25 protein-coding genes are annotated in these 23577 nt (G+C 68.7%); 17 read left to right on the top strand and 8 right to left on the bottom strand.

The features are described from left to right. Window positions 1-25: 25 nt before the first annotated feature. The 4 genes from LCG91_RS16040 to LCG91_RS16025 all read right to left on the bottom strand — a co-directional run bounded on the left by LCG91_RS16040 (window position 26) and on the right by LCG91_RS16025 (window position 2242). Window positions 26-304 (bottom strand): hypothetical protein, encoded by a 279-nt coding sequence (locus LCG91_RS16040; protein WP_224442003.1) that lies wholly within the window; start codon window positions 302-304, stop codon window positions 26-28. Between the two features lie 13 nt (window positions 305-317). Continuing rightward, the gene (locus LCG91_RS16035; RefSeq protein ID WP_224442002.1) at window positions 318-1331 is read right to left on the bottom strand and encodes a hypothetical protein; all 1014 of its coding nucleotides are present in this window, start codon (window positions 1329-1331) and stop codon (window positions 318-320) included. Then, entirely contained in the window at window positions 1324-1539 is a 216-nt protein-coding gene (locus LCG91_RS16030; protein WP_224442001.1) for a hypothetical protein, read from the bottom strand. The genes LCG91_RS16035 and LCG91_RS16030 overlap by 8 nt, the downstream gene beginning before the upstream one ends. A gap of 94 nt (window positions 1540-1633) precedes the next feature. Continuing rightward, window positions 1634-2242 (bottom strand): hypothetical protein, encoded by a 609-nt coding sequence (locus tag LCG91_RS16025; protein ID WP_224442000.1) that lies wholly within the window; start codon window positions 2240-2242, stop codon window positions 1634-1636. Window positions 2243-2359: 117 nt separating this feature from the next. Here LCG91_RS16025 and LCG91_RS16020 point away from each other — a divergent pair, with 117 nt between their 5' ends. The 11 genes from LCG91_RS16020 to LCG91_RS15970 all read left to right on the top strand — a co-directional run bounded on the left by LCG91_RS16020 (window position 2360) and on the right by LCG91_RS15970 (window position 15262). Continuing rightward, window positions 2360-2779: a hypothetical protein gene (locus LCG91_RS16020; protein ID WP_224441999.1), complete on the top strand. Its 420-nt coding sequence runs from the start codon at window positions 2360-2362 to the stop codon at window positions 2777-2779. Window positions 2780-3261: 482 nt separating this feature from the next. Next, complete coding sequence (locus LCG91_RS16015) at window positions 3262-4194, top strand: hypothetical protein (RefSeq protein ID WP_224441998.1); 933 nt, start codon at window positions 3262-3264, stop codon at window positions 4192-4194. Further along, window positions 4191-6548 (top strand): hypothetical protein, encoded by a 2358-nt coding sequence (locus LCG91_RS16010; RefSeq protein WP_224441997.1) that lies wholly within the window; start codon window positions 4191-4193, stop codon window positions 6546-6548. Before LCG91_RS16015 ends, LCG91_RS16010 begins: the two co-directional genes overlap by 4 nt. Beyond that, entirely contained in the window at window positions 6530-7684 is a 1155-nt protein-coding gene (locus LCG91_RS16005) for an ATP-binding protein (protein WP_224441996.1), read from the top strand. The genes LCG91_RS16010 and LCG91_RS16005 overlap by 19 nt, the downstream gene beginning before the upstream one ends. Continuing rightward, a complete protein-coding gene (locus LCG91_RS16000) occupies window positions 7681-9609 on the top strand; it encodes a TniQ family protein (protein WP_224441995.1) in 1929 nt (642 codons plus the stop codon). Before LCG91_RS16005 ends, LCG91_RS16000 begins: the two co-directional genes overlap by 4 nt. A gap of 78 nt (window positions 9610-9687) precedes the next feature. After that, a complete protein-coding gene (locus LCG91_RS15995) occupies window positions 9688-10815 on the top strand; it encodes a hypothetical protein (RefSeq protein WP_224441994.1) in 1128 nt (375 codons plus the stop codon). Window positions 10816-11226: 411 nt separating this feature from the next. Beyond that, window positions 11227-11601, top strand: a complete 375-nt coding sequence (locus LCG91_RS15990; RefSeq protein WP_224441993.1) for a hypothetical protein — start codon at window positions 11227-11229, stop codon at window positions 11599-11601. A gap of 43 nt (window positions 11602-11644) precedes the next feature. Then, window positions 11645-12196 (top strand): phosphoribosyltransferase family protein, encoded by a 552-nt coding sequence (locus tag LCG91_RS15985; RefSeq protein WP_224441992.1) that lies wholly within the window; start codon window positions 11645-11647, stop codon window positions 12194-12196. Window positions 12197-12231: 35 nt separating this feature from the next. Continuing rightward, entirely contained in the window at window positions 12232-13965 is a 1734-nt protein-coding gene (locus LCG91_RS15980; RefSeq protein ID WP_224441991.1) for an alkaline phosphatase family protein, read from the top strand. A 75-nt stretch (window positions 13966-14040) separates the two neighbouring features. Further along, window positions 14041-14736: a helix-turn-helix transcriptional regulator gene (locus LCG91_RS15975; RefSeq protein WP_224441990.1), complete on the top strand. Its 696-nt coding sequence runs from the start codon at window positions 14041-14043 to the stop codon at window positions 14734-14736. 142 nt (window positions 14737-14878) lie between these two features. Then, window positions 14879-15262 (top strand): VOC family protein, encoded by a 384-nt coding sequence (locus tag LCG91_RS15970; protein WP_224441989.1) that lies wholly within the window; start codon window positions 14879-14881, stop codon window positions 15260-15262. 36 nt (window positions 15263-15298) lie between these two features. On the opposite strand, the gene LCG91_RS15965 is transcribed toward LCG91_RS15970, so the two are convergent. Beyond that, window positions 15299-15877, bottom strand: a complete 579-nt coding sequence (locus LCG91_RS15965; protein WP_224441988.1) for a TetR/AcrR family transcriptional regulator — start codon at window positions 15875-15877, stop codon at window positions 15299-15301. 77 nt (window positions 15878-15954) lie between these two features. Here LCG91_RS15965 and LCG91_RS15960 point away from each other — a divergent pair, with 77 nt between their 5' ends. Together LCG91_RS15960 and LCG91_RS15955 are read left to right on the top strand one after the other, a co-directional pair. Further along, window positions 15955-16689 (top strand): SDR family NAD(P)-dependent oxidoreductase, encoded by a 735-nt coding sequence (locus tag LCG91_RS15960; RefSeq protein WP_224441987.1) that lies wholly within the window; start codon window positions 15955-15957, stop codon window positions 16687-16689. Between the two features lie 99 nt (window positions 16690-16788). After that, entirely contained in the window at window positions 16789-17145 is a 357-nt protein-coding gene (locus LCG91_RS15955; protein WP_058749069.1) for a hypothetical protein, read from the top strand. Between the two features lie 45 nt (window positions 17146-17190). Here the strand turns inward: LCG91_RS15955 and LCG91_RS15950 are convergent, their stop codons facing one another. The 3 genes from LCG91_RS15950 to LCG91_RS15940 are packed head-to-tail and all read right to left on the bottom strand — an operon-like array spanning window position 17191 to window position 18916. Further along, the gene (locus LCG91_RS15950; RefSeq protein WP_224441986.1) at window positions 17191-17745 is read right to left on the bottom strand and encodes a GNAT family N-acetyltransferase; all 555 of its coding nucleotides are present in this window, start codon (window positions 17743-17745) and stop codon (window positions 17191-17193) included. Window positions 17746-17770: 25 nt separating this feature from the next. After that, on the bottom strand, window positions 17771-18253 hold the full coding sequence (locus tag LCG91_RS15945; protein WP_224441985.1) for a MarR family transcriptional regulator: 483 nt from the start codon (window positions 18251-18253) through the stop codon (window positions 17771-17773). A 9-nt stretch (window positions 18254-18262) separates the two neighbouring features. Further along, window positions 18263-18916, bottom strand: coding sequence for a response regulator transcription factor (locus LCG91_RS15940; protein WP_058728709.1), 654 nt, complete (start codon window positions 18914-18916; stop codon window positions 18263-18265). A 191-nt stretch (window positions 18917-19107) separates the two neighbouring features. Here LCG91_RS15940 and LCG91_RS15935 point away from each other — a divergent pair, with 191 nt between their 5' ends. From LCG91_RS15935 to LCG91_RS15920, 4 genes are read left to right on the top strand one after another with little or no spacing between them, the layout of a single operon-like run. Then, on the top strand, window positions 19108-20025 hold the full coding sequence (locus LCG91_RS15935) for a bacteriorhodopsin (protein ID WP_224441984.1): 918 nt from the start codon (window positions 19108-19110) through the stop codon (window positions 20023-20025). After that, window positions 20003-21334 (top strand): lycopene cyclase family protein, encoded by a 1332-nt coding sequence (locus LCG91_RS15930; RefSeq protein WP_224441983.1) that lies wholly within the window; start codon window positions 20003-20005, stop codon window positions 21332-21334. The genes LCG91_RS15935 and LCG91_RS15930 overlap by 23 nt, the downstream gene beginning before the upstream one ends. Next, the gene (locus tag LCG91_RS15925) at window positions 21331-22476 is read left to right on the top strand and encodes a Brp/Blh family beta-carotene 15,15'-dioxygenase (protein ID WP_224441982.1); all 1146 of its coding nucleotides are present in this window, start codon (window positions 21331-21333) and stop codon (window positions 22474-22476) included. Before LCG91_RS15930 ends, LCG91_RS15925 begins: the two co-directional genes overlap by 4 nt. Then, window positions 22473-23573 (top strand): AI-2E family transporter, encoded by a 1101-nt coding sequence (locus LCG91_RS15920; RefSeq protein WP_224441981.1) that lies wholly within the window; start codon window positions 22473-22475, stop codon window positions 23571-23573. The genes LCG91_RS15925 and LCG91_RS15920 overlap by 4 nt, the downstream gene beginning before the upstream one ends. Window positions 23574-23577 lie beyond the last annotated feature (4 nt).

Raw genomic sequence — 23577 nt, 5'->3', positions numbered from 1 at the left:
AGGGAACGGGTGCGAGCAGAGCGGGTTAGGACTGTGGGAAGTCGGCGGGGGTGCGGCCGATGCGTTCGGGTGTGTAGCGGAGGAGGAACCGCATGATGCGGTCTGCTTCAACCATCGCCGGCACCGTCGGGTCCTGCCCGTCCGGGTCGACGTTGGTGAGGCGGAACCAGGGCGGTGCGTCGGCGTGGTCGATGAGGACCACGGCGGGCTTGTCGTCTGGATGGGCGGGGTCGGTGAACATGACGGAGCCGAAGAACCGGGTGTCGTCGTACGACAACGTCAACGACAGCAACTGCAAGGTCATCTGCGGGCTCTCGTCAGCCGCTGCCGGGGTGCCAGCGGAGGTCATGGGCGAGGTCGGACCGGAAGTGCAGCAGCTGCCGCAGCCCGTTCGCCGCATCCGTGTTCGCGGCCACCCAGCTGTCTTCGTAGAGGACGTGCGCGGTGATGAAGTCGTCCGTGCAGCACCCTTCCGCGCTGGTGAGGATGGTGGTGTCTTGCGGGATGATGACCTTCACCGTCGCGTGATCCGCCGACGCCGGCTCGTAGCCGAGCGCCTGCATGTCGGGATGGTCGGCGAAGAACGCGGTGAGCCGGTTCGGTGCGACGAGGACACCGGACTGCTGCGCCGCCCACCGGTCCGATATCACTCCACCGAGCCCAATCAGCTGGTCCGCCTGCTCGTCGATGGTGTCGTCACGTCGCCAGCAGGTTCGGATCCCGCCGTATCCCGGATACGCCGCGAGCGTCCAGTCGTCCAGTGCGGGCCGGTCCCTGGCTTCCCACCCAATGGGGGTGTGGAACACGTGCGAACCGAGGGCCGGCATGGCGGCGCGGACCTCGCCGAAGGGGATGCCAGTGCGGTCTGCGATGGAATGCGCGCCGCCGCCATGCATGACGATGCTGCGGGCGATGGCGAACACGCTCCGCCACCCCGGGGTCGCTTCCCGCTGCATCGACGTGCCATGCACCTGCCGGCCGTCCGCCCACACCCGGCCCCGCTTCCCGTTCACCACGACTAGGTCCGGGTATCGGCGGACGAGTGACAGCACCCCACCCTCGGACCCACCGGGCAGCAGGATCACATCATCCGAACGGCCTTTCGCGCCGTCGCCGTCGCCGACGGTGGTGGTCGGGTCCGGATTGGCGAGGAACGCTGTCCGGCCGTCGTCGAACCGGAGCCGGTCGAACGCTTCCACCCGTGCCGGCATCCCGGCAGCAGCGAGAGCGGTGAGGGTCTGGGTGATGTCGATCGTGTACCCGAGCCCGAACGGCAACGACAAGATCGTCTGCTCATGGCGGATGTCCTGCACCCACTGCCGGTCAGACATCAGCCGGCCCCACCGCGTCCGCACCACGGCCTACCGCACGAAGCTCGGACAGCACGTCCATCACCTGGGTCGCGGCTTCCAGCAGCGGGTCCGCAGGATCCGTCAACCGTGCGCCGTTGAGGAGCGTGAACACCCACCCGTCTTCCGTCGTGCGGACGTTGACGGTCCGTTGCAGGATCTTCGGCCCGGTGGAGTTCGTGAACGTCATCCCCGCCAACGTCGGCCAGATCACGGCGTCGAACTGCGCCGACAACGACAGCAGCCGCAACGGCACCGGCTCGAACCGCGGCGGACCGTGACGATCAGGCATCGCCAGCCAGTCGCGGATCGTGCTCCGACAGCCGCTCTAGCCCCAGCCCTGATGCGTCGAGGATGGCGCTTTCGGACTCCTCCGTGGCGACGAACGACCCGATCTGTGCGTTGACCGCGACCAGTGTCCCGATCCGACTTCGCGCGTCCAGGACGACAGCCGCCACCTCATCGTCGGTGCAGTCAGACGTGAGTTCTGGCTTCAAAGGGTGCAGGGCCGGGAACTCGAGTTGCTGCACCGGTAGATGCCACTTCACCCCGACGCGGAGGACGCGGCCGTCCGCGTCGTTACGGTAGAACATCGACCCGAACGGGTGACCCATGTCGAGAGTGAGGTCCGCGCCGTAGAGCGTCCAGCCGGCGGCGGCGTAACTCGGGTCCCAGCGCTGGACGGTAAGGGCGCCGAGGCCCATTCTCAACTCAGGGATGAGCGCCTGGTCTCCGTTCACCGCGGCATAGAGCCCACGCAGATCGGCTTCCTGACCACTGCGCAGGTCGGCGAGGGGAATCCGAGCAAGCCGATACGGGGCGTCGCTTGATTGCCGCGCGGATGCGGTTCGCCAGGAGCCGTCGTTGCCGGGCTGCTGTCCCTGAGGTACCACGTGCTTGCCCTCTCGTTCTCCGCTGAACTGCCCGGCCGGTACTCGGCTGCGCCGGGCAAGAAGTGCCGGCCCTCCACGGCGGCGACATCCCGTGCTGCTGGACATTACACTATCCACATGCGGTTGCAGCCTGCCACGATCACCGTCACCACCGAGCGTCAGAACGATCTCGACCTGCGGTGGCTGCGTTCCATCACCGTCCCGGTCGGAGTGCAGGTGGACGTCGTGGATCTGGGCTGGCGATGTGACGTGACGCTCGCTCGAGGAGGCGAGCATGTAGTCGTCATCGGTGACCTCCTCACCGGCCAGCGGCTGGTGCAAGCCGACGGGGCAATCGACTCCCCACTCGTCCGGTTCGCGCTCCTGATCTTTCAGCAGCGCCAGCTGTCGGCGCGCTCAGTGCGCTTGTCCCATTCCGGCGGGGGCGGTACGGCGATCGCTCAGATTGCGGCGGCGATGGCGGATGCGGTCGTTCTCGCTCCTGGAGAGACCATCGCTGATCCATACGACGAGCAGGGGTTGGACGGACAGTCTTAGGACTACCCGCGTGCGCGACCTGGCCAGAGATCGGCGCTGAGTGCGTGTTCGAGGCGCGCGATGGTGAGCAAATCCGGCCATGACTCCCCTGCCAGGAGCCGGTTCAGGCCGCCATGTGCCAAGCCGGCGTTTCTCGCAACAGCGCGGACGCTCTGATCTCCGATTGCGTCGCGTAGACGCACCACGAATCGTCGAGCAACCTCCGCATGCGGATCCGGGGAGGGGTCGAATGGCCACGATCCGGGGGTCAGTTCAGCTGGTGTCGCTCGTTTTTGCCTCCCAGCCATGCGTCAAGGCTAAGGCAGCACCAGTAGACAGCCGTAGCGTCGCGGTGGCGTGACCCACAGCGTACAACAACTGGATACTGTATTGTCCGTCGAGACGCGTCACCGCGAGACTCGCGGGTGTCGATGCGTCCCCTTCCGTCATCGCGGACGGAAGATGGTCCCGTTCGAGCAACTGCACTGCCGCAGGAGGTCGTCGTGCTGGAAGCTCCATCAAGGCAGGCCATACCCGCAGCCTGGGCCGCCTGGGACCTTGGTCTATGGAATCCCGAGCGTCAGGGCCCGGACCGCCGCCTTGATGCTGCGCTCGACAAGTACCGCCAGGACCGAGACCACGGGTCACGTATGCGAGCTAGGTTCCTCCGCGCGCCCAAGGGGCCGCACCGCATCGCCATCGAGAAGAACGACGGCCCGCACCTCAAGTTCGCGTTCAGCCGAGACGGTTGGACGTCATACCAGCGGCGCCTCCGCGAAGTCGAACTTGAGGACCTGGTCCTCAGCCACCCCATGCGCGAGTTCAGCCGGCATGCGAAGCAAGAGCACAAGCCCAATGCGCTCTGGACTCATACGAACGAGGACCTCCTCGCCTGCGAATCGCAGCGCGAGCGCCGATTTGCGTTGCTTGCCGACTACGACCAGCGCGTCACGCACATCGTGGCCCAGCCGATGACGATCCTGTTCCCGGCCGGTTCTCCATTCGCGATCCACACCCCTGACGCGCTTGTCTTCGCCCCTCACGAGCCGCCTGTCGCGGTGAACATCAAGACACCAGACAAAGCACTCGATCCCGAGACTGTCGCTGTGCACGACGAGGTCACCGCCGCGCTTGCACCACTGGGCATCGGTCACATCGTATGGACGGAACTGCCTGAAGTGCTGTTCTACAACCTTGGCTTGTTGTCGAAGGTTCGTCCCGACCCGCTATGGGTGGTTAAGCATCGACCCGGGCTGCTCGCTGCACTTGACGCGCCGATGAGCGTAGCGAACCTCAGCGCACGCCTAGCGGCGGACAACCTTCTCCCAGTTCATGAGGCGCAATCGCTCATTCAGCGGCTGCTCTGGCAGCAGGAGCTTCAAGCAGACCTGACCGTCCGCTACAGCAACACCGCGACCGAAGTGTCGGCCGCATGAACCCCACCACGTATGAAACCGGTGAAGCCCCGACCACGCGGTCCTACATTCGCCGCGGCACCGCCATCGAACTCGGAGGCCAGCTGCTCACGGTCGAGGAGATCGGGACCACCGTCATCCTCCGGGACCGCTCCGGCAAGAGCCACACCGCCCCACTCGCCGAGGTCGTCGACGCCTTCCAGTCGCCCGACCACCATGGCACGAATCCAACGCTGCTTCACAGCGTGATGCAGCGCATGACCGAAGCCGCGCGGAAGAAGCTTGCCAAGGACCTGGACATCGTCCAGCTGCTCACCACGGGACTTCACACCGAAGACCACCCAGACGACCCGGTCCCGGATGCACTGAATCCCAAGCTGCTGCCCATCAAAGACCGGATCGACGAGCTCACCGACATCAACATCCCCCACCGTCGGATCGGCGGCAAGGCGAAGGATCGCTGTGTCCAATGGGCGAGTGAACGCCGCCGCATCAGCAGGATCTGGCAGCAATACGAGCTGATGGGTGCGTTCGGTCTCATCGACAAGCGGTACTTCAACGAAAGACGCTTCCGCGCGAACCAAGCGCACTGGGACGACCTCGAGAAGTTCCTCCGCGACAACAACGACGCATCAACGTGGTCCCTCAACACTGCTGCAACGCTCTACATGGCAAGCAGAAAAGAGCGAGGGATCTGGGAGTCGGATCACTACGGCATCCGGACCTACCAAGACATGGTGTCTGCGCTGCGGGCCGAGTTCCCGGAACTTGGTCAGGGATCCGCGTCGACCCGACGCTCCGCTGCACACCGGCCGCCCGCCTCGGGGCAGAAGCGTCTTGCTCACCGGCCCGGCGAGATCGTCCTCATGGACACAACGAAGCTGGACGTCTTCGTCGAAGACCCGAACTCCGGCGAGCCTGTGCGCGTTGAACTGACGATCGCCGTCGACCTCTACTCGTGCGCGATCCTCGGCTTCGCTCTCGCGATGACGACGACCGCTGAGACGCTTGGCCTTTGCCTCGCCGACATCCTGCGCACCAAGCCGCATGCCGCCGTGCGTGAGTGGTCCTACCCGGCAGACGTGATGGGCGCCCAGCCGTATCTTGGGATTCCGGGGTCTTTGCTGCTCACACCCGAGTGCATCGTGGTCGACAACGGCAAGCCGTACACGTCGAAGTACTTCATGATGCAAGTCCGCCGCTTGGAGTGCACCTACGAGCCGCACCGCACCTACACCCCGACTGACAAAAGCCCCGTCGAGAGGGCATTCGGAAGCCTGAAGACGAAGAAGATCTCGAAGATCCCCGGCTGGCTCGCCGGTTCCGTTCACGACCGCGGCGCTCACCCCGAGAAGGACCGGCTGTGGACGATACCCGAACTCGAACGCCGTCTCCGCGTCTTCGTCGACCAGTGGAACTTCGAAGAGAACCGCGATCTGAGGATCGATGAGGACAGCCTTGTCCCGAGCAGTCCGATGATGCTTCTGAATCACGGTCTTCACGAGTTCGGCGCGGTGCCTGTCTCGCCCGCGAAACACGATTGGGTGCGGTTCCTGCCGTGGAAGGCGTACGCGATCCAACCCAACGGCATCCGCATGCACACTGGGCTGCTCTACCAAAACGCAGCATTACTTCGTGAGTTAGCGAAGGACCGAAGGGCCACCCCGGACGGGAAGCTGCAGATCTACTACGACCGCAGCGACCTCCGGTCCGTGTACTGCTTCGACGGCGACGGCAAGGTCCACGAGTTGAAGTGGGAGCGCTGGAACGAAGAGACACCTCGGTTCGGCGAGACCGAGAACGCTCATATCGCTGAACGCATCGGCCGCCCCGCAACGCTGCAGGAACGCGCCGATGTCATGAGCGACTTGCTTCTACAGTGGCGCTTCGAGGATGCCGAGGAGCGGAAGTCAGCGACCGCAGCGTCCCGTGCCGCGTACCGAGCCGCGTACAACGCCGAATACTCCGCAGAAGAGCGCCGTTCGATAGCGAACGAAGACCTCTTCGCCGCGCAGGTCGCCGGTCTGCGGGAGGATCAAGCCGCTCGCATGCCCGTGGAATCCGTGAGCGAAGCGCCCGATGCTGGTCAAAGCGGCGAGGCACCGCAACGCGTACTCGACAGTGCCGACGAGTCTGACGCGCCAGTGAGCGTGGTGATGGAGGAAGAAGGCCCGGCTGCGGTTGATCGCGATGGAGCCCGGTTGCCTGACGGCGGGGAAACTTCGCCGGCTCCGTCTGAGTTGGCTGCTGCTCGCGGAGCACGGGCGGAGGTCCCGGCTGAGCCTGAGGCGCCGTCCAACGTCGTACCCTTCGTTCCGCGTCGCGGACTGCCGTCGAACCGCCGAAGCCTCGGCCCGTGGGCGAAACGCGGCTGATGAGCCTCACAAATCTCGCCGACGCGGACGACGACTGGGCGTACCTGGAACTCCTCGAGGACGACGACCTCGAGCGGATGCGCCAATGGACGGGCCAAGCATGTCAGGACCCCGGGCAGCGGACCCTGACGCAGATTCGAGGCATGACCCGTGCGGAGGGGCTGCTCTACAACCGCCGGCGCCGTGACTGGCTTGACGCGGGGCCTACCTGGGAAACCTCATCGGTTCAGCAGGCAATGAACGACATCGGGGCGGTACTGGGCGCTGGCGGCGACCGCGGCGCCACCGATGTGCCGTTTGTCGTCGGCCAACCCGGGGTTGGAAAGACGATGCTGGTCAAGCGCATCGCGGCGGAGGTGATGGATGAAGAATGCCTCGCGCAGTGGGCAGAGGAGCAACGTACTCCGCCCACGGTGACGCGTGCGGGCAGACGCAAGGTCAGGTTCCGACCGGTCGTTTACCTGGACGTCCGGGACCAGGTCTCCGCCATTGGACTCGAACGGGCGATCCTCGATGCCCTGGGCGAGATCACCACGGGCGACACCACCGCAGCGGTGCACCGCGCACTCCAGCTGCACAACGTGCGGCTCATCGTCATCGACGAGCTGCAGTTCATCGCTTTCGGCTCGAAGATGGGGCAGCAGATCCACAACCTCCTGAAGGGGTTGACGAATCAGGGCGTGCAGCTGCTCCTGTGCGGCAACGACCGCGAGTGGGTTCTCGGTCACGGCGGCGACGAGGTGAGCTACCGCACAACGAAGCGCCAGTCGAGCGGTCGCTGGGTTGAGATACCCCTCGAGCCCCTCCTATACAGCGACGATCCGAGCGCGCCGAGCGTTGACGAGTGGAAGAACCTGCTGGCCGAGTGGGAACACCGTCTTCGGCTTGCAGACCCCGGGCCCGAAGGCTGGCTCCATGAGTACCTTGCCGACTACGCGTGGGTACGCACGCACGGTTTCCACAACGCCCTCTCGCTCCTCGTGCGTCAGGCTGCACGACGTGCGATCGACGACGGAACAGAACGCATCACCCGCGCCACCTTCGATCGCGTCGTTCTGCAGGTCGAGTACGAGAAACATCGCGAGCACGAGGTTCGTCAGCTGGACATCGGCAAGTACCGTTTCGACGTCCGGTGAGCGTGCGCGATCCGCAGATTCTGCTCGGACCCCTCGGCGTCCGGGTCGATCTGTATGACGACGAGTGGCTCCAGAGCGCGATAAGTCGATGGGCGTACGACGACTACCACTGTTCCCGGGCTGCACTCCTGACCGCTATGGGGCTCGGCGTGCTCGACCCGAAGGAGATCCATCAACTCGGGGTCCGAATCCGGCCAGAGGTAGCAGACGCGATAGCACTCGCCCTCGATATCCCAACAGAGCAGCTCCAGGCTGCAACTCTGCACTCCCTCGACGATCGGGCACTCCGAATCGAGGTTGACCGCAGCGCTCGAGGCCCACACGCGCGCATCTTGACTGACATCGGCTGGACGCGTCGTGCCGGCACCCGCTACTGCCCGCTCTGCCTCGAGGAGCACCCTGGCGTCTTCCGGACCGAATGGCGACTCACGTGGGCATTCGCGTGCGTCACCCACGCGGCGATACTCGAGGACGTCTGCCCTGGCTGCGGCAAGCCACCACGCGACACTCTCGGATCCCCCGCAACTCTGCGTGATCCCAACTGCTGCTGGAACAACATCTCCACCACCACCAAGCCCGAGTACTGCGGCACCGACCTCCGGCTCGCTACGCCCGTGACGATCGGCGCAGATGCGCCCGTCCTACAGGCACAACGATGGGTGCACGCCGTCGTCGCAGAAGCGGAACGACCGCTCGCTGAGCTCGGCTCGCTCGCCGGTGCCATGGCTGCACTCCGAGCAACAGGCGACGTGCCGCACATCGCTGACGTCGCACAGTTACCGACGTCAAGCCTCCAGGGACTCATCGAGCCGGAAGCACGCGTCGGAGCGTCGGCGCCCAAGGACGCCCTAGCTTTCGCGGCCCTCGCCGCCGCGGCTCACCACATCCTGACCGGGAGAGAAGACTCGATCCGATCCTCGATCCGGGCCATCACCTTCGGCCGCCCACCCGGTCACGTGCCAAGGTCCGCCGGGTACGGACCTGGCAGCCCGCGCGAGTTGCTCGAACGATGGGGCAAACCAGCGGAACCGCTTGCGAGCCGCGTCCTCCGGGCACACGACCACGACCTCAAGGCCAGAGACCGAATCCTCAACCTCAGCGCGCTCACCGAAGAAGACGTCACCCGATGGGCGGCCCGACCGCCCGGAAGCACAAACGCACACAACAGTTGGCCAACCCTCCTTTGGAACACCTGGTCGATCCCGCTGCTCGGACGCCGAACGACTGACGCTTACACGTTCCGATCCGACATCGCAGCAGTACTGAGCGAAAGGTCGAATCGCCTACGACCCGCACTCCTCGGAGATCCACCTGACAACTCCGTCGTCCGCGCACTCTGCCTTCTTCGCGTCCGCATACTCCGAGACGGCGCGCCGATCGACTACGGTCGGCGCCTCACCCTCGATTGGGACCGCTTCCTCCCGACAGACGCCTGGCGACAGGTCTGTAGAGCAGCTGACGCTGACCCAGGACGCATCCGTCGCCACCTCATCGCCAGGCGCTGGGCGTTCGAACGGCTGACGGGCGCCGCAGCACCGCAGTATCCCCACGTCCTGCGTCAGATGCCGACTCGGCACGATGCAGCTGACCTCACCGCCTTCGTGCTCACGATGACTGCGCATCTACAAGACGCGGTGGACGACTACGCGCGGGAGTTCCTGCAGCAAGAAGATCGGAAGTACGCGCTGCGCGCATCGACGCAGCGCCCGCTGCGGGACGAGCCGGTGACCTGGTCACCGCCTCGCGACGCCATCGACCGTGCCAGCGCGCCAGGACGCGAAGTCGACGACATCGACTGGGAACAGCTGTACCACCTCACCGGCGCCACAAAGCCCCCTACGCTGACCGCGCTCTCACGAGAATTGCAACGCACTCCTGCCCACATCCGTGCAGCAGTAGAGCTACGCCCACGACCTGCCAGCTGAGTGCCGCACGCTGGACGCCGCAAGGAAGCAGACAGACAATGACGTTTAAGGTGCAGGCAAAGCGAGGAAGGACCCACCGTGGAGCAGCCACGCGAGGACCGAGAGCTGGAGGCTCCGACCCACCTTCCTCAACACGACCTCTCCACGACTCGATCACGGCTTGAAGCCCTGCCACAGCTGCAGCCCGCGCCGTCAACTGCCAAGAGCTATGCCCGCAGCTGGCAACGATTCCTCGCCTGGTGCGACGAACGCGGTTGCGAAGCGCTGCCGGCCGAACCGATCAACGTCGTTAGCTACATCATCGAGGCGGGTACCCGAAGCGACGGCGCAGGCAGGCCCGCCGCGTACAACACCATCTCCGGTTGGGTTGCTGCGATCAACAAGGCACACGAAATGCAGCGTCTTCCGAGACCCGGAGACTCGCTCGAAGTGAAAACAGCGCTTGGCCGTCTCCGGGCAACGCTTCCGCCGGCTCGTCGCACCCCGGTCCTGTCCGTCACCGATCTTCGTAGGATCCTCGACGACATCAACGTCGATCAGCATCCGCAAGCCGTCCATGGAGCGCGAGATAGCGCGATCATCCTCATCGCGTTCAGTGGGGCCTTCCAACGCAGCCAAGTTGCCGCTCTCCGATATCGTGACATTGGAATCGATCATGAAGAGGGCCTCCTCGTCACGGTTCGCGAAGGCCCCAAAGTGCAAGGAGTGAAGCTCCTCAAGTACGCACAAGACCCGAGAATGTGCCCGGTGTGTGCCTTCATTCGCTGGGCGATGGTGCACAACGCGATCCGCCTAGAACAGACCACGGCGACAGTTCAGACGGTACTCGATGGCTTCCAGAAGGATCAGCACTGCTGCGTCGTTGCTTCGGATCCGGCGCTCTACGAGCGGAGAACGAATACCATCGCAGATCAACCCAGGCGTCGGCCAGTGTTTCAGCCGATTTCAACCATCGGACGCCTCTATGAGTCCGCCCCTCACCACCCCAAGGGCATCAGCACGCAGGTGGTTAACGACGTCGTCAAGAAGCACGCGCAAGCAGTGGGATTGCATGCTGAAGGGGTAGGAGCACACTCGCTCAGAGCTTCGTATATCAACCGCGCGCTGCAGGAAGGAGGCAGCATCGAAGACGTGATGCGCCAAAGCTGGCTGCGTAGCCCGACGTACGCATCCAACTTCCTCTGGCCCGAACGGTCGTGGTGGTAACGAGTTGACAGGTCGTTCTGAATGGAGACACCGCTCTCTGAACAGGCACCTCGACGTGCGATAGCAGGACCGCTGCCGCCGCAGTTGTACCGATGCGCGCAACGGGATGGATGCCCCGCCTGCTGCCCTCAAGGCTCGAGCGCGGCGAGCGGGAACATATACGCGCGACAAGCGACCCCGACCAGCTTCACCGAGCATGCGGTTCCGAGTTCATCAGCCTCGGTCAGGTTCTGCGGGGCTTGGATGAGCCCAACTCATTGGAAGGGGCACCGTGAGATCGAACGTTTCTTCGGCGCCCTCATCGGGGATTTTCCAATTTGACAAGTTTCGCTGCCTAAGAGCCGGACAACTTAGCTGCGTTCCGCACAGCCGCAAGGGAGGTTTTGACAAGTAACGCCTGCACCCACACGTGTGACGACGCGCCCACTCGGGAACACCACCATCATGGCCGTGCTGGCCGGTTGCGGCGCGCTCCTGGCCGCCGCCGCTGCCGTCGGCTGGGCTCTCGGTGCCTCCCGAGCCCAGGTGCCGATCACGGTCGTCAACGACCTCGGCCGCTCGGTCGACCTGACGTGCCTGTGGGACAACCGCGACGGACTGGCACCCCGGGGACGGACCACGCTCCTCGTCGATGCGGGATCGACGGAGGACTGCGAGGTCGATGCGCACGACGGGACGGCGGAGTACGGGTGCCTGGTGCTCGACGCCCGAGGTCGGCTCGCGGCACCCCACGAGCTCCGACTGTCGGACGCCTCGACCGACCCCTCGATCGACTGCTCGACCTGACGACCCGTCGCCGTCCACTCGCGCGAACCGGGAGAATCACGTCGTGACCGTGGACACCGACCTCAGACGACGGCTGCAGGACGCGTTCCGGTGGCGGAGTGATCGGACAGATCCGTACTCCTACGCCGACGTGACCGGCTGGTGGCGCGATCCGCACGTCCTGCGCGCGCTCGGTCCCGGTCTCGCCGCCCTGTTCGACGATGCCCAGCCAACGGTGGTGCTCGGGATCCAGTCGCGCGGAACGCTCCTGGGAGCGCTCGTCGCAGCGCACCTCGGGGTCGGTCTCGCCGAAGCTCGGAAGGACCCGAGCCGTGCCGCGGACACCGATCCGTGGTGGGAGGTGTCCACCGGCCCGGACTACCGGGACCGCTCCCTGCACCTCGGAGTCCGCCGGAGCCTGCTGCGGTCCGGCGACCGAGTGCTCTTCGTCGACGACTGGATCGCGACGGGAGCGCAGGCGGAAGCTGCGCGGATGTTGACCGACATGGCCGGCGCGACGTGGCTCGGTGCCGCCGTCGTGGTCGACGGGCTCGAGCGGCCTCCGCTCCGACGGACGCTGCGACTGCGCGCGCTCCTGTCGATGCACCAGTTGTAGACGGTTGCGGGCAGGACGGGGTGATGATGGACCGCATGGACCACCAGAGCGAGGACCGTGGGACTCCGGCACCGAGCCGGCGGACCTTCCTGCGCCGGGCCGGTGTCGGCGCGGCCAGCGCTGCCGTCGGTGCCGGTCTCGTCGGCGCCGGGGCAGCGTACGACCGGTCGGTGCACGATGCCCGGTACGGCTTCACGCCGCTCCCGGAACGGCCCGAGCCGGGTTTCGACCACGTCGTCGTCGTGATGTTCGAGAACCGGAGCTTCGACCACGTCCTCGGCCGGCTGTACACCGACGCCGACCTCCGCCCCGGGCAGTCCTTCGCCGGCCTGCAGGACGGCCGACACGAGAACACCGCCCCTGACGGCACCGTCGTCCCCGCGCACGTGTACGAGGGGACGACCGACCACGTCATGAGCCAGCCCGACCCGGACCCGGGCGAGTTCTACCCGCACGTCAACACGCAGTGGTTCGGTCTCGTCGAGCCCGCGGAGAACGCCGACCCCGCACGGAACGGCTACGCGGCGCCGTTCAACGCCCCGGAGGACACGAGCACGCCGACGATGTCCGGGTTCGTCCACGACTACGTGGTGAACTTCCGGTTGGAGCGCGGCCGGGAACCGAGCGTCGAGGAGTACTCGCGGGTGATGGGCGGCTTCTCGCCGGCGATGCTGCCCGTGTTCTCCACGCTCGCCAGGTCGTTCGCCGTCTACGACCACTGGCACTGCGCGGTGCCGTCGCAGACGTTCTGCAACCGCTCGTTCTTCCATGCCAGCACCTCGCACGGCTTCGTCACGAACGGTCGGGAGGGCGGCCCGCAGAAGTGGCTGGGTGCGGACGCCGTCCCGACGATCTTCAACCGGCTCGAGGAAGCGGGGAAGACCTGGCGCGTGTACTTCGACGCCCGGCAGGTGGTGTCCCTGACCGGGTTCCTGCACGCACCGTCGATCGAGCGGTACTGGAAGAGCAACTTCCGGAGCATGGAACAGTTCCACGCCGACGCGGCGAGCGGGAACCTCCCCGACTACGCGTTCATCGAGCCGCGGATGATGTTCGACCACAACGACATGCACCCGCCGGTCGGCAGCCCGGGTGACCACAGCGCGCCGGACGCCGGCGCGTACGAGTCGGCGACGTCCGACGTCCGCGCAGCGGAAGCGCTCCTCGCCAGCGTCTACGACGCCGTCCGCGGCGGACGGAGCGAGCGCGGATCGAACGCGATCAACACCGCCCTCGTGGTGACCTTCGACGAGCACGGCGGGATCTACGACCACGTCCCGCCACCCGCAGGCGTCGCGACGCCGTCGGGGTCGCCGACCCCGGGCGAGATGGGGTTCACCTTCGACCGACTCGGCGGGCGGGTGCCGGCCTTCGTGGTGTCCGCCTACACGGAACCCGGGACGATCATCAACGAGCCGATGCACCACGCCGCGGTCATCCGGACCCTGACGGAGCAACACGGACTCGAACCCCTCACCCACCGGGACGCCGAGGCCACGGGGATCCACAACGTGCTCAACCGGAAGGTCCCCCGGCAGCCGCAACTCTGGCCGGACGTCGCCCCGCAGTACGTGCCGACCAACCCGGAGGGCAGGAGCGGTCCGCCGTCGGAACGGGACCGTCGCCGGCCCCTGACCGCGCCCGGCATCGGGCTGCTCGGGCTGCTGCTGGCGAAGTACGAGCCCGACGCCCCGGTACCCACGACGTTCGGGGATGCCTACGACGTCCTCACGGAGCACGGCGCCGGACTCTTCGGCGACCGGGACTGATCGCACGCCCTGACCAGCGCCCGACCGTCAGGTGGGCGACTTCCGCCGATGATCCGCGTACCGGATGATGGGGCGGTGAACCGCACCGACCGCCTGTACGGCCTCGTCGAGGAACTGCGGGCCGCCGCACCGCGACCCCGGAGCGCACGTCGCCTCGCCGAGCGGTTCGAGGTGTCCGTGCGGACCGTCGAGCGGGACCTCGCGGCACTGCAGCAGTCGGGGCTACCGATCTGGGCGGAGCCCGGCCGTACCGGTGGGTACGTCATCGACACGTCGGCGACGCTCGGCCCCGCCGGCTTCACGCCGGACGAGGCCCTCGCGGTGCTGATCGGCCTCGGTGCGCTCGGCACCAGCCCGTTCCGGCAGGCTGCCCGCACCGCGGCACGCAAGGTGCTCGCCGTCATGCCGGACCGCGATGCGGCCCGCGCGGGTGCGGTCGCGTCACGAGTCCACTTCCTGGAGGCTGACGACGACCCCGTCACACCGGTCGCCTTCGCCGAGGCCCTGCGTGCCGACCGCGTGGTGCGGCTGCGGTACCGGGCTGCGGACGGCACGGAGACGGCACGGGACGTCGAACCGCTGGGGTCGATCGAGAAGGAGGGGCACTGGTACCTGGTGGCGTGGTGCCGGGTGCGCGACGGTGTCCGGGCGTTCCGCGCCGACCGGATGGCGTCGATCGAGGTGACCGACGAGCGGCCACCGAAGCGTGTGCTCCAGCCGGAGGACCTGGGCATCCGGTACGGGCGACTCCGTCCCGTCGTCGAGGACTGAGCCGCCGACCGACGGCGGCCCGACGACGCATCGGGGACGAGGTCCGACGACGGGATCCGGCGAACACCGACAGGACGGTGTCGCGACCACCCGGGACGCTGGGTGCCGACCGCATCAGCACCAGCACCACCGGAGGAACCCCGTGTCGTTCACGTCCATCCGCATCGTCACCGACGACCTCGACGGCCTCGTCGCGTTCTACGAACAGGTCACCGGCGAGCGTGCCGAGCGCCCCGCGCCCGTCTTCGCGCAGTTCACCGGCCCCGGCGCGACCCTCGCGATCGCCAGCACCGCCACCGTCGCGATGCTCGGCGGCGCCCTGACGCCCGCCACGAACCGGTCCGTGTTCGTCGAGTTCGAGGTCGACGACGTCGACGGCCGCTTCGCGCAGCTCCGTCTCGCGCCCGAGCACGTCGTCCTCGGACCGACCACGATGCCGTGGGGCAACCGCTCCGCACTGGTGCGTGACCCCGACGGCAACGTCGTCAACCTGTTCAGCAGGCCGGAGGCCGACGGTGCCGACTGACCCCGGCGCCGTGCCGGCCCACCCCGGCCGTGCGGACTACCGCGTCGGTCCGAGCAGTGCCCGCGCGGCCGTCGCGGCGGCCTGCGCCCACGGCCGTGACGGGTCGGCCTGCGCACTCGCCATCGCGCCGTCGTAGAGCAGGCAGAGCTGGAGTGCGGTGCCGTCGACGTCCTCGACGCCGGCATCTGCGAGGAGGTCGCTGAACAGCCCGCGCACCCAGTCGCGGTGCTCGAGGGTCACCTCGTGCGTGGGGTGTCCCGCGCCGTACTCCGCCTCGACGTTGATGAAGGGGCACCCGCGGTACCCGGGCTCCTCGAACCACTCGCCGAGGAGCGCGAACACGGCGACGATCCGCTCCTGTGGGGTCGCCCCGCGCTGCGGGAGCTCGGCGGCGACGTGGTCCTGCCACGCGGTGCTGCGGCCACGCAGGTAGCCGAGCACGAGGTCGTCCTTCGTGCGGAAGTGCGTGTAGAGGCTGGCCTTCGAGATGTCCGCCTCGGCCGCGACCTGGTCGACGCCGACGGCGTGGATGCCCTGCTCGTAGAACAGCCGGTCGGCGGTGGCGACGGCGCGTTCGTACGCGGGGCGACGACGGGTCTTGGTGGACTCGGACATGGTTTGACTTTACTGCACCGATCTGTACAGTTACCAGCATCACAAACCGAACAGATCTGTTCAGTCAGGAAGGCATCATGACTCCCATCGCTCTCGTCACCGGGTCCACCAGCGGCATCGGTCGCGCCACCGCCGAACTCCTCGCCGCTCGCGGTATGCACGTCGTCGTCTCCGGCCGCAACGCCGAGCGCGGCGACGAGGTCGTCCGCGGCATCCGCGCTGCCGGCGGCACCGCCGACTTCGTCCGTGCCGAGCTGGGCGACGCGGAGAGCGCCAGGTCCCTCGCCGCCGAGGCGCTGCGCATCGGCGACGGCCGGGTCGACGTGCTCGTGAACAGTGCGGGCATCTTCCCGTTCGGGCCGACCGCGGACACGACGCCCGAGGGCTTCGACGAGGTGGTCGACCTCAACGTCAAGGCGCCGTACTTCCTCGTCGCGGCGCTCGCCCCGGGCATGGCCGAGCGCGGAACCGGCGCGATCGTCAACGTGACCACGATGGTCGCCGAGTTCGGTGCCGCGGGCATGGGCCTGTACGGGTCGACCAAGGCGGCGCTGGTCCTGCTCACGAAGTCCTGGGCGGCCGAGTTCGGCCCGTCCGGCGTCCGTGTGAACGCCGTGAGCCCCGGACCGACCCGCACCGAGGGCACCGCGGCCATGGGCGAGGCGCTCGACCAGCTGGCCGCCGCAGGTCCGGCGGGGCGCCCGGGGTCCGCGCAGGAGGTCGCCGAGGCGATCGCGTTCCTCGCCGCCGACACGGCGTCCTTCGTGCACGGCGCGGTCCTGCCGGTCGACGGCGGACGCATCGCCGTCTGATCCACCGAGGCACCGACCGCGACGGCCCTGCCGCGTCCGGGAGGCACGTGGCGGGGCCGCGGGAGGCGCCTCCCGGCCGGGACGACCTACCCTGGACGGATGCTCTCCCGCCGCGACGCCGCCATCCGGCTCGACATCCCGCTCGAGATGGCCGCTCGGCACGGCATCCCGTCCCACCTCAGCGAGTCCGAGCTCGAGCGGATCGAGCAGGACCCGCCCGCCTGGCTCGTGCAGTCGCGGAGCAACCGCACGGGCGCGAAGAAGGTCTGGGCGCACCTGGAGTGCGCCGTCTGCGGGTTCTCGGAGCAGGAGCGGCCGAAGAAGTGGTGGCCCGAGTGGACCCTGCTGGTGTGCCACGACCACGACGAGGTGCCGGCGCCCGCGCCCGGGACCACGCGGCACCTCGTGTACGGCGTCGGTGGTCGCTTCACCGCGCTGGTCGACGAGCCCGCCTGAGCGGGACCGCCCGGTCGAGAGCCGGACGAGGCCCGGACGAGCCGGTCAGCCGTCGAGCGAGACGTCACCCCAGCGGACCGGTGTCACCTCGCCCGTCTCCCAGTCGCGACGGAGCACCCCGTACGCCACCGACGCCTTCGGAGTGCCGCCCTCGACCGGCCACGACTCCCGGTAGTGCGCCTCCTGCACCCACCCGGCGCGCAGGAACACCCGGCGCATGGCGGTGTTGTCCTCGCGCGTCTGCCCCTCGAAGCGCGTGACCTCCGGCATCGTGCGGAACACCTGGTCGGTGACCGCGCGCAGGGCCGGCAGCCCGAGTCCCCGCCCACGGAACGCCGGCGCGAGCCGGAGGTCGAGCAGTGGGGCCGGGTCCTGCAGGTCCTCGAGCACGACCAGGCCGACGCGGCCGAGCCGGTCGTCGTCGAGCCACCAGGAGTCGTGCTCGTCGTCGCGGAACGCGCCGCGGTCGACCGCGCGCTCCAGGTCGGCGCGAGTGGGGTGTGCGCGGACGTGGAAGGGGAAGTCGGCCGACGTGTGGAAGGTGACCAGGGCCTCCCGGTCGGCACCCTGCGGGTCGGTCCTGGTCAGCGCGATCGTCACGCGACCACGCTACGGCCCGGCCTGATCAGCGCCCGGGCGGCGCGGTGGCGAGCAGGATCTGTGCGTCGAGCACCGGCTCCGCCCCCGTGGCCCGGACCAGCGCGTCTGCTGCGGTGCGGACCGCGGTCCGCTCCTCGGGGGTCATCCGGCGCAGCGCCGTCCGGATCTCGACCGCCCGGCGGGCGAGCACGTGCTCGACGAGTGCTACTGCCTCGTCACCGGCGGTGACCAGGACCTCGCGACCGGACGTCCGCCGGGTCACCCAGCCGTCACGGACCAGACGGTCGACCATACGCGTGATGCCCGACGGCAGCAGTCCGAGTTCGACCGCCAGGTCCCCGGCGCGCAGCGAGCCGCGGGTGACGAGGAGGACGAGGATCCGGTACTGCTGCAGCGTCACCTGCTCGAGCGCGGGTGCGAGTGACCGGAGCACGATGCCGAGTCCGACGACCGACGCGTCCACCACGGACGACTCCGTTCGTGACTGCTGCTCATCGTCGTCGCTCACCCGGCCAGCCTACGGCGAGGGCGTCCGGTCGACACTGCGGTGGTCCGGACGGAAGCCGTGGTCGGTGCCCCAGAGGACCGCGTCGACCCGGTTCACCGCGCCGATCTTGCTGTAGAGCGTCCGGATGTGGGTCTTGACCGTGTTCGGGCTCAGGTGCGTGAGCTCGGCGATCTCGTCGTTCCGCTTGCCCTGCGTGATCAGCGCGAGGATCTCGGACTGCCGGTCGGAGATCCCGTGCTCCCGACCTGGCCAGTCGACCCCGGGACCGCTCGGGACCCGGCGCCGAGGGGCGTCGAGCACCCGTTCGCCGGCGGCGACCCGGAGGAGCCCGTCGGCGAGTTGCTCGCCGGTCGAGCTCTTCGCGAAGTACCCCGTGGCGCCCCGGGCGACGGCCGCGTCGATGAGGTCCTGGTCCATCTTCCACGTGAACACGGCGACGGTCCGGATGCGCGGGTTCGACGCCAACCGGGTCACGTCCTCGTCGTCGGGCTCCGGCTGCGCGAACGTGTCGTAGAGCGCCACGTCGACGTCCACGGTGACGCGCCGTCGGGCGTCGAGCTGCACGACCTCGAGCCGGTCCGCGAACGGCGCGAGCAGGTCGGCGAGGCCTCGGAGGACCAGCTCGTAGTCGTTGACGAGCGCGACACGGATGCGGTCGGGCATCTGGATCCTCTCAGGACCACCCCTGGGGGTGAGACGGGTACTGGTCGACGCGAGTTCCGTCGGGATCACCACGCTACGGACGTCCTTGTACCCCGTCTGCAGCCGGGCCTGGGAACCGCGACGGTTGCCCGGGAGCAAGTTTTCCTGGTCGGCCGTCACACGCCGCCCCTCGATCCCCTGGAAGGAACCTCATGTCGGATGCACTCGCTCCGTGGAACGCGACGCTGACGCTCGCGGAGCACTCGATCATCGTCTACGCACTCTCCGTCGCCGGACTCGCGCTCCTCGCGTTCTTCGTGAAGTCGATCGTGTCCACGAACGAGGTCACCGGTCGCTACCGGACCGGCGTCTACGCCGGGACGGCGATCACCGGCGTGGCCTTCCTGTCGTACGTCGTGCTCGTCGCGTCCTTCGCCCTCGGCTACGACCGCAAGGGTGACTCGTGGGTCCCGAACGCGAACGCGATCCTGTCCTGGGCACCGCGCTACTTCGACTGGACCGTCACCGTCCCGCTGCTCGTCATCGAGCTCCTGGCCGTCGCCACCCTGGCCGGCGTCGCGGCCCGTCGCCTGCGCGCGGTCGGCGTGGCCGCTGCGTTCCTGATGATCAGCACCGGCTTCGTCGGCGGCGTCGTGATCGACTCCGGCACGAGCATGCCGGCCCTCTGGACCTGGGGCATCATCTCCGGCGTCTTCATGGTGATCCTGTACCTCCTCGTGATCTACGTGGTCGTCAAGGGCGGCCGCGACCTGAAGGGCTCGGAGGCGGCGACGACGCTCCGCAACGCGGGGATCCTGCTCATCGTCACCTGGATGGCCTACCCGATCATCTTCGGACTGCAGGGCTGGGGCCACGGTGGCGCCGTCATCACCTGGATGCAGGTCGTCCTGTCGGCCGCGGACATCGTCGCGAAGGTCGGCTTCGGCGTGATGATCCACAAGGTCGCCAAGTTCCGGTCCGCCGAGGACGTCCGCGCGGGCGTCGACACCCTGCCCGAGGCGCTGTGGGTCTCGTCCGAGAAGCTCGCCGACGGCACCCTGCCCGACACCGCGTCCGGGTCCGACACCGCCACCGTCGCTGGTCGCGGTGAGCACCGTGTCCGTCGCTGACACCGGCACGACCACCACGGGGGCCGGAGCGCGTGTCGCTCCGGCCCCCGGCCCCGTCGCGGGGCCGCTGCCCGCCACCGTCGACGTCGCCGTGGTGGGCGGTGGCTGCTCCGGTCTGGCGACGGCCGTCCGGCTCGCCGCGCTGCCGGGTGACCGGTCCGTGCTGGTGCTCGAGGGCCGTTCCACACCGGACCCGCGCGCGTGGTGCTCGTGGGACGACGGCAGCGATCCCCTCCCCGAGGCCCGCTCGGCGTCGTGGGGGCGGTGGGAGGTCCGGACCGACCGGGGAACGAGCGTCGGGACGGACCCCGAGCACCCGTACGTCCTGGTGCGGGCTGCCGACCGACGTGCAGCGGCCGAGCGACGGCTGGCCGCGCTCGGTGGCGTCCGGCTCGTCGACGGTGCCCCGGTGACCGCGGTGACGGCGGTGTCGGTGACGGACGGGTCGGGCACCCCGGTCCACTCGGCCCTCGGCACGGTGCGGGCGGCGAGCGTGCTCGATGCCCGGGGACCGCGCTGCCCGGAGCACGTCGGTGCCGGCCGGGTCCTGCTCCACCAGCGGTTCGTCGGACACTGGATCACCGCGGACCGGCCGGTCTTCGACACGAGGACCGCGACGCTCATGGACTTCAGCGGGCAGGCGGCCTCCGGACCAGTGCGGTTCGTGTACGTCCTGCCGGTGTCCCCCACCGAGGCCCTCGTCGAGAGCACGCTCTTCACGCCGGACGCCGCAGACCCGTTCGACCACGAGGACCACGTCACGCGCTACGTCGAGCGGCGCTGGTGCCTCCGGCCGGACGAGTGGCGCACGGTCGACTCGGAGCGGGGGTGCATCCCGATGACCGACGCCCCGCTCCGACCCGGTGCGCGGTGGCCGGGTGCGGAAGCCGTCGTCGGGACGACCCGGCCGAGCAGCGGCTACGGGTTCGCCCGAGGCAACCGGCACAGCGCCGTCGTCGCGCAGCACCTGGCGGCCGGCACGCCCGTCCCCCCGTTCGTCGACGGCTGGCGCACGCGGTTCCTCGACGCGGTCTTCCTCCGGTTCCTGCGGGACCGGCCGGAGCAGGCGCCCGAGGCGTTCCGTCGTCTGTTCGCGCTGCCCGGGCCGCTCGTCGTCCGGTTCCTGACGGAACGCTCGACCCCCGCGGACGACCTGCGGATCGTGCTGGCGCTGCAGAAGCCACCGTTCCTCGCGGCGCTCGCGCGCACCGTGGTCGACGCGGTCACCCGCCGCCGGACAGCAGTGGTCGCGCACAGCGCGCCCGACGCCGTCGCCCGTCGCACCCGTGCGGCGCGGAGCGCGCGGTGACCGCCGTGGACCCCGTGCTCGCGCAGCCGGAGACCGCTCCCCACGCGCTCCGCACCTGGGTCGCCGACCACGTGCTGGCACCCGTGACCGCGGTCCTGACGGTCGTCGCCCTGGTCTGCGCGGTCCTCCGGCTCACCGGCACACCGGTGCCGATGATCGTCCAGCTCGTCCCCTTCGCCGTCAGCGTCCTGGTCTTCGGGCTCCCGCACGGAGCGCTCGACCACCTCGTGCCGGCCCGGCTGCGCCCGGGGACGAGCACGGCGCGCTCGGTCGTGGTGGTCGTCGCCCTGTACCTCGTCGTCGGTTCGGCCACGGCGGCGCTCTGGATCGCCGCGCCGCTGCTGGGCTTCGCCGTGTTCGTCGCGATCACGTGGTTCCACTGGGGGCAGGGGGACCTGTTCATCGACCGGCTGCTGGGTGACGGCGTTCGGGGACGTGCCGGCTCCGTCCTCATCGTGCTGGTACGCGGCGCGCTGCCGATGGTCGTCCCCTTCGTGGCGCAGCCGGGTGCCGCCGTGCAGGTCGTCGTCGAGTCCGCGGCCGTGGTCGACGGCGGGATCGGCCGCGCCGTCCTTGTCGTCCCCGCGGTCGTCCGGATCGCGGGCGCCGCCCTCGTCCTCGTGCTCGTCGTGCTGCACGTCGTGGTGGTCGGGCGATGGGGCGGGCCGCGCTGGCGGCAGGTCTCCGAGGACCTCGTGCTCGTCGCCTTCTTCACCGTCGTGCCGCCCGTGCTCGCGGTCGGGCTCTACTTCACGCTGTGGCACGCGGTCCGGCACATCCTCCGGCTGGAGCTCACGGACCCGACCAGCGCGTGGCAGCTGCACCGCGGGCGACTACTCGCGCCGTTCCTCCGCTTCGCTCAACAGGCGTGGCCGATCACGGCGATCGCGGTGGCGGTGCTCGTGGTGCTCGCCGTCGTCGTCCGGCGGGTCGACCTCGGCGTCTACCTCGCCCTCATCGCCGCACTCACCACCCCGCACACGGTGGTTGTCACCTGGATGGACCACGTCCAGCGCACGTGGTCCCGACGCGCACCCGAGCTCGCACGCTCCGCACCCGAGCTCGCACGCTCCGCACCCGAGCTCGCACGCTCCGCACCCGAGCTCGCACGCTCCGCACCCCGAACGAAGGACGCCCCGTGACCGACACCCCCACACCCCGTGCCTCCGGCCTGCGCACCGGCGCGGTCTTCGCCGGTCGGATCCTCGTCATCGCCGCGGCCGTCGGCCTGGTCGGCTGGATCGCCTTCACCCTGTCGAACGTCGTGGTGCCGTTGCTCATCGGTCTGGTGGTCGCGGCGCTCCTCGTCCCGTTCAGCGCTGTGCTGCAGCGCCACGGCGTCCCGAAGTGGCTCGCGATCGTCATCGCGCTGCTGTCGCTCGTGGGCGGGATCGCGCTGCTCGTGTTCCTGGTCGTCTGGCGCGTCAGCGAGCAACTCCCGAGCCTCGAGGACCGGACGGTCGCGCTCATCGGGACCGTGCAGGACCTGCTGCGGCACCCGCCGTTCGGCCTGCCGTCGGTCGACCTCGACACCCTGTCAGCCGACGCCCGGTCGTTCGTCGAGCAGCACGCCGCCGAACTGCAGCAGGGCATCGTCGTCGCGGGGGCGACCCTCGTGCACCTGGGCGAAGGGCTCTTCATCGTGACCTTCGTGACGATCTTCGCGCTCACCGGCGGCCGCCACATGTGGGAGTGGGTCGTCTCGCTCTTCCCGCGGGCCGCGCAGCACCGGATCGGCGTCGCCGGTGAGGCCGGGTGGACGACCCTGACGCACCTCATCCGGGTGCAGGTCGTCATCGCCGCCACGGACGCGATCGGCATCGCCCTCGGCGCCTTCCTGCTCGGGGTTCCCCTCGCCGGACCCATCGGCGTGGTCGTCTTCGTCGGCGCGTTCATCCCGGTCGTCGGTGCCTTCGCCGCCGGGGCGGTCGCGGTGCTCCTCGCACTCGTGTTCAAGGGGTGGGTGGTCGCCCTCGTCATGCTCGGGGTCGTCGTGCTCGTGCAGCAGCTCGAGGGGCAGGTGCTGCACCCGTTCCTGACGGGCTCGGTCGTCGCGGTCCACCCGCTCGCGGTGCTGCTCGCCGTGATCGCGGGCACGACGATCGGCGGCATCGCGGGCGGGTTCTTCGCCGTGCCGCTCGCCGCGACCGCGAACTCGATGATCCGTGCAGCCCGGCAGGACGACCCCGACGTGGAGATCGCGCTGCCGATCCCGAAGAGCGCCGAGCCGGCCGGGTGACGGG

The organism is Curtobacterium sp. TXMA1 (assembly GCF_020162095.1).
GTDB lineage: Bacteria > Actinomycetota > Actinomycetes > Actinomycetales > Microbacteriaceae > Curtobacterium.
This window is presented reverse-complemented; position numbering and strand designations above follow the sequence as displayed.